11 protein-coding genes and 1 pseudogene are annotated in these 9,013 nt (G+C 67.1%); 9 read left to right on the forward strand and 3 right to left on the reverse strand.

Annotated elements, in window-relative coordinates:
• Positions 1 to 33: 33 nt before the first annotated feature.
• A complete protein-coding gene (gene hisN / locus ACOJVU_RS08115) occupies positions 34 to 816 on the reverse strand; it encodes a histidinol-phosphatase (protein WP_421529298.1) in 783 nt (260 codons plus the stop codon).
• Positions 817 to 892: 76 nt separating this feature from the next.
• Here hisN and ACOJVU_RS08120 point away from each other — a divergent pair, with 76 nt between their 5' ends.
• Positions 893 to 1,261, forward strand: a complete 369-nt coding sequence (locus ACOJVU_RS08120) for a hypothetical protein (protein WP_421529299.1) — start codon at positions 893 to 895, stop codon at positions 1,259 to 1,261.
• Here the strand turns inward: ACOJVU_RS08120 and ACOJVU_RS08125 are convergent.
• The gene (locus ACOJVU_RS08125; RefSeq protein WP_421529309.1) at positions 1,165 to 1,545 is read right to left on the reverse strand and encodes a hypothetical protein; all 381 of its coding nucleotides are present in this window, start codon (positions 1,543 to 1,545) and stop codon (positions 1,165 to 1,167) included. The genes ACOJVU_RS08120 and ACOJVU_RS08125 overlap by 97 nt on opposite strands.
• 38 nt (positions 1,546 to 1,583) lie before the next feature.
• Positions 1,584 to 1,993 (reverse strand): annotated as a pseudogene (locus tag ACOJVU_RS08130) (NADP oxidoreductase); the annotation flags it as partial.
• A 120-nt stretch (positions 1,994 to 2,113) separates the two neighbouring features.
• On the opposite strand from ACOJVU_RS08130, the gene prfB reads away from it, so the two are divergent.
• The 8 genes from prfB (at position 2,114) to ACOJVU_RS08170 (ending at position 8,583) form a co-directional block, all read left to right on the forward strand.
• A complete protein-coding gene (gene prfB, locus ACOJVU_RS08135; RefSeq protein ID WP_421529300.1) occupies positions 2,114 to 3,229 on the forward strand; it encodes a peptide chain release factor 2 in 1,116 nt (371 codons plus the stop codon).
• A complete protein-coding gene (locus ACOJVU_RS08140; RefSeq protein ID WP_421529301.1) occupies positions 3,219 to 4,187 on the forward strand; it encodes a mechanosensitive ion channel family protein in 969 nt (322 codons plus the stop codon). The genes prfB and ACOJVU_RS08140 overlap by 11 nt, the downstream gene beginning before the upstream one ends.
• Positions 4,184 to 4,690 carry a hypothetical protein gene (locus tag ACOJVU_RS08145; protein WP_421529302.1) on the forward strand — a complete coding sequence of 169 codons (507 nt, stop codon included), beginning with the start codon at positions 4,184 to 4,186 and terminating at the stop codon, positions 4,688 to 4,690. The genes ACOJVU_RS08140 and ACOJVU_RS08145 overlap by 4 nt, the downstream gene beginning before the upstream one ends.
• Before the next feature lie 43 nt (positions 4,691 to 4,733).
• Positions 4,734 to 5,423, forward strand: a complete 690-nt coding sequence (gene ftsE, locus ACOJVU_RS08150) for a cell division ATP-binding protein FtsE (RefSeq protein WP_421529310.1) — start codon at positions 4,734 to 4,736, stop codon at positions 5,421 to 5,423.
• The gene (ftsX, locus tag ACOJVU_RS08155; protein WP_421529303.1) at positions 5,424 to 6,317 is read left to right on the forward strand and encodes a permease-like cell division protein FtsX; all 894 of its coding nucleotides are present in this window, start codon (positions 5,424 to 5,426) and stop codon (positions 6,315 to 6,317) included.
• Positions 6,318 to 6,319: 2 nt separating this feature from the next.
• Complete coding sequence (gene smpB / locus ACOJVU_RS08160; protein ID WP_421529304.1) at positions 6,320 to 6,829, forward strand: SsrA-binding protein SmpB; 510 nt, start codon at positions 6,320 to 6,322, stop codon at positions 6,827 to 6,829.
• Positions 6,826 to 7,671 (forward strand): EamA family transporter, encoded by an 846-nt coding sequence (locus ACOJVU_RS08165; protein ID WP_421529311.1) that lies wholly within the window; start codon positions 6,826 to 6,828, stop codon positions 7,669 to 7,671. Before smpB ends, ACOJVU_RS08165 begins: the two co-directional genes overlap by 4 nt.
• A 66-nt stretch (positions 7,672 to 7,737) precedes the next feature.
• Entirely contained in the window at positions 7,738 to 8,583 is an 846-nt protein-coding gene (locus ACOJVU_RS08170; protein WP_421529305.1) for a maleylpyruvate isomerase family mycothiol-dependent enzyme, read from the forward strand.
• Positions 8,584 to 9,013: the final 430 nt, after the last annotated feature.

Below are 9,013 nucleotides of genomic sequence, written 5' to 3' on the forward strand. Positions count from 1 at the left end.
TAAAGTAAGATAAAGTATTCCGCAGCCTGTTGTCTAATTCACAGAAATCCTGCCCAGCACCTGCTGGTGCAACACGCCGTTGGTGGCCAGGGCGCTGCCGCGGTGCGGGCCCGCCACCCCGTCCAGGCCGGTGAAGGCCCCACCCGCTTCGCGCACCAGGATGTCGATCGCGGCCAGGTCCCACACCGAAACCTCCGGTTCGGCGGCGATGTCGACGGCCCCTTCCGCGAGGAGGCAGTAGGAGAGAAAGTCGCCATAGCCGCGTACCCGCCACACGGTGTCGGTCAACTCGATGAAGCTCTCGCGCAGCCCGTGCTGCGCCCACCCCGACAGGCTCGAGAACGACAGGCTGGCCGACTCCAGCTGTGCCACTGCCGAAACCGACAGCCGGCGTGGGGGGGCGCCGTCGACGCCGGCGAAGGCGCCGCGGCCGCGGGCCGCCCACCACCGGCGCCGTAGCGCGGGCGCGCTCACCACGCCGACCGTCGGGACGCCGTCGTCGAGCAATGCGATCAGGCTGGCCCACACGGGCACCCCGCGGACGAAATTCTTGGTTCCGTCGATCGGGTCGATGACCCATTGCCGGCCGCGGAAAGTCGTTGTGCCGCCGAATTCCTCGCCGAGCACGCTGTCGCCTGGCCGGTTGCGCCCGAGCAGCTCACGCAGTTCGGTCTCGACAGCGCGATCGGCGTCGGTCACCGGGGTCAGGTCCGGCTTGGTGTCGACGTGCAGGTCCAGCGCGCCGAACCGGGCGCGGGTGATGGTGTCCGCGTGGTCGGCCAGCGCCAGCGCCAGCGCCAGATCGTCGCGGTTCACCTGCGCCGCTCCTTCTCGGCTCTTCGCTCTGCATCGTCGTCGGCGGGGCTCACGACAGCAGTCCTACCATGTCCAGGTGTGGGAATTCGGTACGCTGCTCATCCTGGTTGCGGTGCTGGGGGTATTCCTGGCCCAGCGGTTCCTCTCGCGCGGCCCACACGGGGAGTCGCTCGGCGGCACGCTGCTGGTGACCGGGGTCAGTCCGCGGCCGGATGGTGCCACCGGCGGCCAGTACGTCACCATCGCCGGCGTCATCAACGGGCCCACCATCGCTGAGCATGCCGTATATCAGCGCATGGAAGTCGACGTCGACCAGTGGCCGACGATAGGCCAGTTGCTGCCGGTGGTCTACTCGCCGAAGAATCCCGACAACTGGAGGCTGGTACCGCCCGAGCCGCCCCAGCCTTCCGATACCGACGAGACGCCCATCAGGGACGGCTCATGACCGTGATCGGTAGGCCGTAGCGGGGACGACGGCCGAGGTGCGGAAGGCTTCGCCCACCGGGGCGGCCGCGTCACCCGGCCGCTGGGGGACGGGACATGACGGTGAGCCGGGCGCCATATCGCGGGACGACCAACGTGGCGCGCGAGCCGGCTCCCCCCCGGTATCCCGGGAATGCCCGGAATGCCGGAGGCGTGGGCCGCCTCCCCAGTCGCCACGATGGGTAAGTCGTTGCCCGGCAACGCCGTAACTTTGCCGCCGGTCGGTGTCGTCCAACTCGCGGGCACGGAAATCGACCCGATCTTGCCGGTACGGGCAAGGGTCTGGCGCTGGCGCTGCCCCGCAGATCCTCGTCGGAATGTGCAGTGCGCGGTCGGACTGCGCCCCGACGGCGTAGACCACGGCGTCGTAGCGCCCGGCGAGGTCGCCCGCCGAGACGTGCTCGCCCACCACCAGGTTGCCGAAGAACCGAAAGCGGGGATCTTGCGCGGTCTTCTCGAACTGCTTGCTGATCGACGTGATCTTCGGGTGATCGGGCGCCACTCCCGACCGAACCAGGCCCCACGGCGTCGGCAGCATCTCCAGCACGTCGATGTCGATGTCGAAGTCGACGTCGATGTCGAAGTCGAAGTCGATGTCGAAGGCGTCCGACGCGTCGGACGCCTTCAGCAGGGAGGCGGCGGCGAAGAATCCCGACGGTCCTGAGCCGACGACGGCGACGTGGTAGTGACGCATATTCAGGCCTTTGCGGGGGTCGAGGGTAGACAACCCGCGGTCCCTTGATGCCAAACGTCAGCTGAGCAACGCTGACCGGCGCACTCGGGGCACGCAAGCGCGACGGTAACGTGGTCGGCTGTGGAACCCGACCGTCACGCCGACATCGCCGCCCTCGACTCCACCCTGACCACGGTGGAGCGGGTGCTCGATGTGGATGGTCTGCGCACCCGCATCGAGAAGCTCGAGCACGAGGCATCCGATCCGCAGCTGTGGGACGACCAGACCCGGGCCCAGCGGGTGACCAGTGAACTGTCCCACGCCCAGGGCGAGCTGCGGCGCATCGAGGAGTTGCGGCGCCGCGTCGAGGACCTGCCGGTGCTCTACGAACTGGCCGCCGAGGAGGAAGGCGGAGCCGCAGCCGATGCGCTGGCCGAGGCCGACGCCGAGCTCGAGTCGCTGCGCGCCGACATCGAAGCCACCGAGGTGCGCACGTTGTTGTCGGGCGAGTACGACGAGCGCGAGGCGCTGGTCACCATCCGCTCCGGCGCGGGCGGGGTCGACGCCGCCGACTGGGCCGAGATGCTGATGCGCATGTACATCAGGTGGGCCGAGCAGCACAAGTACCCGGTCGAGGTGTTCGACACCTCCTACGCCGAGGAGGCGGGCATCAAAAGCGCCACCTTCGCCGTGCACGCGCCGTTCGCCTATGGCACGTTGTCGGTGGAGCAGGGCACCCATCGCCTGGTTCGGATCAGCCCGTTCGACAACCAGAGCCGGCGCCAGACGTCGTTCGCCGAAGTCGAAGTGCTTCCCGTCGTGGACACCACCGACCACATCGACATCCCCGAGGGGGACGTGCGCGTGGACGTCTACCGTTCCAGCGGCCCCGGCGGCCAGTCGGTGAACACCACCGACTCGGCGGTGCGCCTGACCCACATTCCGACGGGAATCGTCGTGACGTGTCAGAACGAGAAGTCCCAGCTGCAGAACAAGGTTTCGGCGATGCGGGTGTTGCAGGCCAAGCTGCTGGAGCGCAAGCGCTCCGAGGAGCGCGCCGAAATGGACGCACTGAAAGGCGAGGGCGGCAGCTCCTGGGGCAATCAGATGCGCTCCTACGTGCTGCACCCATATCAGATGGTCAAGGATCTGCGCACCGAGTACGAGGTGGGCAATCCCGCAGCGGTCCTGGACGGCGACATCGACGGGTTCCTGGAAGCCGGAATCCGCTGGCGCAACCGAAAAGATGACGACTAACCCCGCCGTCCTCGCCGCGGCCAGGGTTTCCGCAGCCTCCGCCACGCAGCGCTGGCACGACTTCTGGCGCGACGAGTTCGGCCAGTGGATCATCACCAGGGGTCTGCGGATCGTCATGGTGTTGATCGCGGCGGTGCTGGCGGCCCGCTTCGTCACCTGGCTGGCAGATCAGGTGACCCGCAAGCTGGACCTCGGATTCAGCGTCGGCGACGCGCTGGTGCGCTCCGAGGCGAGCAAGCATCGGCAGGCCGTCGCCTCGGTGATCCGATGGGTCTCGTTGGTGATGATCGGTATCTGGGTGATGCTCCAAGCCGCCGACATCCTGAGGTTCTCGGTCGGCGGTTTGATCGCGCCGGCGACCGTGGTGGGCGCCGCGCTGGGCTTCGGCGCCCAGCAACTGGTCAGGGATCTGCTGAGCGGCTTTTTCATCCTCATCGAAAAGCAGTACGGCTTCGGGGACCTGGTCACGCTGACCATTGTCGCCTCGACCGAGGCCACCGGAACCGTGCAAGATGTGACGCTGCGGATCACCAAGCTGCGGTCCCCGGACGGGGAAGTGCTGACCATTCCCAACGGGCAGATCGTCAAGGTGGTCAACCTGTCCAAGGACTGGGCGCGTGCGGTGGTGGACATCCCGGTGTCGATCAACGCCGACCTGAACCGGGTCAACGACGTCTTGCACCAGGAATGCGAACGCGCGGTGGACGACCCGGCGCTCAAGGACCTGCTACTGGACGCGCCCACTGTGATGGGGGTGGAAAGCATCGCGGTCGACACCCTCACCCTGCGCATGGTGGCGCGCACGTTGCCGGGCAAACAGTTCGAGGCGGGCCGGCAGCTGCGGGTGCTGGTCATCCGGGCGCTGGCCCGCGTCAGAATCGTCACCGCGGCCGACGCGACGGTGCACGTGGTCGAGAACGCCTCCGCGGAACCGGCAGACGAGGCGGGGCGGCGGTGAAGCTCACCCTCAATGTTCTCGGAAAACCCCGCGCCGAGCACGACGGGCGCTGGCCGGGCTACTCGTTCGGTGGGCGGGTGCGCACGTCGACGCTGGTGCTGATCGTCGCGTTTCTGGCGGTGTGGTGGGTTTACGACACGTACCGCCCGGGACCGGCTCCCAAGCAGCCCGCCCCGCAGGTGGTGCCGCCCGGCTTTTTGCCCGATCCGAAATACACCTGGGTTCCCCGCACGAGGGTCCAGCCGCCACCCGGCGTGAGCTACCCGCCGACCCCGACCCCGCAGCCGACCCCGATCACCACCGAGGCGCCGCCCGTCACGACGACCAGTGTGGCGCCGTTCGTGCCATCGCAGCTGCCGTGCCTGCTGCCGCCGCCCTTCTGTCCGCCCAGCACTCCAGTTCCACCACCAGCCCCGCCCAGCGACACCCCGCCCAGCGGCACACCGCCCACACCGCCGCTGTCTGGCGCCGCGGTGACCAGTTCACCGCCACCGGCCAGTTGACTTCGCCCGCCGGCGAAATCCACCGCTACACTGACGTGCCGTGATGATCACCCTGGACCATGTCAGTAAGAAGTACAAAGCGTCGGCCCGTCCGGCGCTGGACGACGTGAACGTCAAGATCGACAAGGGTGAATTCGTTTTTCTGATCGGACCGTCGGGTTCGGGCAAGTCGACGTTCATGCGGCTGCTGCTGGGCGCGGAGTCACCCAGCGCCGGTGACGTGCGGGTGTCGAAGTTCCACGTCAACAAGCTTCCGGGCCGTCACGTCCCGAAGCTGCGTCAGGTGATCGGGTGCGTCTTCCAGGACTTCCGGCTGCTGCAGCAGAAGACGGTGTATGACAACGTGGCCTTCGCCCTGGAGGTGATCGGCAAACGCCGCGACGCCATCAACCGGGTCGTACCCGACGTGCTCGAGACGGTAGGCCTGTCGGGCAAAGCCAACCGGCTGCCGCACGAGCTCTCGGGAGGTGAGCAGCAGCGGGTCGCGATCGCCCGCGCGTTTGTCAACCGGCCGTTGCTGCTGCTGGCCGATGAGCCCACCGGCAACCTCGACCCGGACACCAGCAACGACATCATGGACCTGTTGGAGCGGATCAACCGGACCGGCACCACGGTGCTGATGGCCACTCACGATCACCACATCGTCGACTCGATGCGGCAGCGGGTCGTCGAGTTGTCGTTGGGCAGGCTGGTCCGCGACGAACAGCGTGGCGTCTACGGAATGGATCGCTAAGTGCGCTTCGGCTTTCTGCTCAACGAAGTCCTGACCGGCCTTCGTCGCAACATCACCATGACCGCGGCGATGATCCTGACGACGGCGATCTCGGTCGGCCTGTTCGGCGGCGGTCTGCTGGTGATCCGGCTGGCCGACAACTCTCGGGCCATCTACCTCGACCGTGTCGAGACGCAGGTCTTCCTCACCGAGGACATCTCCGCCAACGACCCGGCCTGCGACGCCGACCCGTGCAAGGCGCTGCGGGGGCGCATCGAGGCGCGCAAAGACGTCAAGTCGGTGCGGTTCCTCAACCGCAAGGACGCCTACGAGGACGCCATCCGGAAGTTCCCGCAATACAAGGAGGTCGCCGGCAAGGACTCCTTCCCGGCGTCGTTCATCGTCAAACTGAACAACCCCGAACAGCACAACGACTTCGACATGGCCATGCAGGGCCAGCCGGGGGTGCTGTCGGTGCTCAACCAGAAAGATCTGATCGACCGGTTGTTCGCGGTCCTGGACGGCCTGAGCAACGTGGCGTTCGCCGTCGCGCTGGTGCAAGCGGTCGGGGCCGTGCTGCTGATCGCCAACATGGTCCAGGTCGCGGCGTACACGCGGCGAACCGAGATCGGGATCATGCGGCTGGTCGGGGCCAGCCGTTGGTACACCCAGTTGCCCTTCCTGGTGGAGGCCATGTTCGCCGCCGCAGTCGGGGTGGCGATGGCGATCGTCGGGCTGATCCTGATGCGGGCGTGGTTCCTGGACAAGGCTCTCGACCAGTTCTACCAAGCAAACTTGGTGGCCCGGGTGGACTATGCCGACATCTTGTACATCTCGCCGTGGCTGTTCCTGCTCGGCGTGTCGATGGCCGGGCTGACGGCATACGTGACTTTGCGGCTCTACGTTCGGCGGTAGCTGTGGCCAACGAGTCGGGGCGGGCCAAGTCGGCGGGCGACAAGCGCGGCGGCAAACGAATTGTCGCTACCAATCGCAAAGCGCGTCACAATTATTCGATCGTCGAGTTGTTCGAGGCCGGGGTTGCGTTACACGGCACGGAGGTGAAGAGCCTGCGCGAGGGTCACGCCTCGCTGGCCGACGCTTTCGCACTCGTCGAAGACGGCGAAGTGTGGTTGCACAATCTGCACATCCCGGAGTACCAGCACGGTAGCTGGACCAACCATGAGCCCCGCCGTAAACGAAAGTTGCTGTTGCACCGTCGCCAGATCGACACGCTGATCGGCAAGATTCGCGATGGTAACCTCGCGCTGGTGCCGTTGTCACTGTATTTCTACGAGGGCAGGGTCAAGGTCGAACTTGCATTGGCGCGAGGGAAGCGGGCGTACGACAAGCGCCAGGACATGGCTCGTCGCGACGCCCACCGCGAAGTGGTCCGCGAACTGGGCCGTCGAGCTAAGGGGTTGAGCTGATCGGGGCCGCCTACGCCCAACTGTCGGCCGTTTCCTATGGCGTCAGCGATTTCTTGGGTGGGGTTGCCGCACGCCGCGTCGCGGCGCTGCGGGTTCTGCTGTTCGCCTATCCGGTGGAGGTCGTGCTGCTGGCTGTGCTGGCCATCGGCGCCGGCGGCCCGATTCGCAGCGGCGCCATCGCCTGGGGCGCCCTGTACGGCATCAGTCAGGCGCTGGGCATGTACGCGTTCTTCGCGGCGGTGGCGTCCGGGCCGATCTCGGTGGTGTCACCGCTGGTGGCCGTTCTCAACGCCGCCGTTCCGGTGGCCGTCGGCGTGGTGCTGGGGGAACGGCCGGGGCAGATGGCTTCGGTGGGTGTCGTCTTGGCGATGCTCGCGGTGCTGTTGGTCAGCCGCGAGTCCCCCGCAGAGGGCGCGACGCCGTACCGGTTCACACCCAAGGTGGCCTGGCTCACCGTCGCGGCCGGGCTGGCCTTCGGGTTGGACTTGGTGTTCCTGCACCAGGCGCCCCACGATTCCCGACTGTGGCCGTTGTTCTTCGCGCGCCTGTTGGCCACGGTCGTGGTGCTGGTTCTCGCCGGAGCGAGTAAGAACCTGAGACTGCCGCGTGGCAAGACGCTGATGCTCGCGGGCGCGGTGGCGCTGCTGGACATCGTCGCCAACCTCACCATGCTCGCGGCCCTGCGGTCGTGGCTGCTGTCGCTGGCCAGCATGCTGATCTCGCTGTACCCGGCGGCGACGGTGGTGCTGGCGATGGTGGTGCTGCGCGAGCGGGTGACTCGCTGGCAGGCCTTCGGCATGCTCATGGCCATGGGTTCGGTGGCGATGATCGCTTCGGCGTGATCGGCGACAGCGTGTCTCTTCCAGACCGGTCGCGGCGCCGGAAGCGCAGCGGCTTACGATCCGAGGATGGCCGACCGACCCGTCACCAAACTCGACAAGTCTGAGGTTCTCGCCGGGCTCTTCGCGGTGTGGGACGTCCTCGGCGCGCTGCTCGACGGGCTGCCCGACACGCAGTGGCAGGCCGTGAGCCCGCTACCCGGCTGGGACGTGCAGGCGCTGGTGGCGCACATGATCGGCACCGAATCGTTTCTCTGCGGCATCGCCTCGCCCGAGCCCGACTGCAACCTCAAGGCACTCGAGCACGTGCGCAACGACATCGGGGCGATGAACGAGTGCTGGGTGCGCCATCTCAGCGGCGAACGTGGACGCGACGTCCTGGCCCGGTTCCGGGAGATCACCGACAGCCGCCGCAAGGCTCTGTCCGGCATGTCCGACGCGGAGTGGAACGCGCTCACGCCGACGCCGGCGGGCATGGACAGCTACGGGCGGTTCATGCGGATCCGGGTGTTCGACTGCTGGATGCACGAGCAGGACATCCGCGCGGCGCTGCAGCGGCCCTCATCCGACACCGAACTCGACGGGCCCGCGTCACAGCTGTCTCTGGATGAGATCGCGGGCACCATGGGCTTCGTCGTCGGCAAGCTCGCCAAGGCTCCCGACGGCTCCCGCGTCCTGTTCGAGCTGACCGGGCCGCTGGCCCGCAGCATCCGCGTCAGCGTCGACGGCCGCGCGCAGGTGGTCGACGATTTCGGCGGGCAGGAGCCGACCGCGACGATCCGCCTGGACGGGCTGCAGTTCACCAGGCTGGCCGGCGGGCGGCCGATGTGTCCCAGCCGTACACCCGACGTCGAACTCGGTGGTGACCAGGAGCTCGCCCAGCGCATCGTCGACCACCTGAACTTCGTCATCTGAGGGGGCCCGCGTCGGGAACAACGATTCGTCGTCGCCGGTTGGTGAGGGCGTACTATGAGGAGTCCTGCCGAAAGTTGGCGGGGATGTTCGAAGACATGGGGCTGAACGGTTTCGACTTCGCGCATCGAATCAAGGGAAGCGTGCCGGTGCAGGCAAGAGACCACCGTAAGCGTCGTTGCAACCAGATAAGCGCCGATTCACATCAGCGCGACTACGCTCTCGCTGCCTAAGCGACAGCTAGTCCGTCAGACCGGGAAAGCCCTCGACCCGGAGCCTGGCGTCAGCTAGAGGGATCAACCGGTGAGTCCGGTCGCGGGACTCACCGGGACACCAACAGCGACTGGGATCGTCATCCTGGCTGGTTCGCGTGACCGGGAGATCCGAGTAGAGGCACAGCGGACTGCGCACGGAGAAGCCTTGAGGGAATGCC

The sequence above is a fragment of the Mycobacterium sp. THU-M104 genome (assembly GCF_049197365.1).
Taxonomy (GTDB): domain Bacteria; phylum Actinomycetota; class Actinomycetes; order Mycobacteriales; family Mycobacteriaceae; genus Mycobacterium.

Coding starts and splice junctions, on each gene's coding strand:
- ACOJVU_RS08140 (WP_421529301.1), top strand. CDS start 3,219: ATGACGACTAACCCCGCCGTCCTCGCCGCGGCCAGGGTTTCCGCAGCC.
- ftsE (WP_421529310.1), top strand. CDS start 4,734: ATGATCACCCTGGACCATGTCAGTAAGAAGTACAAAGCGTCGGCCCGT.
- ACOJVU_RS08170 (WP_421529305.1), top strand. CDS start 7,738: ATGGCCGACCGACCCGTCACCAAACTCGACAAGTCTGAGGTTCTCGCC.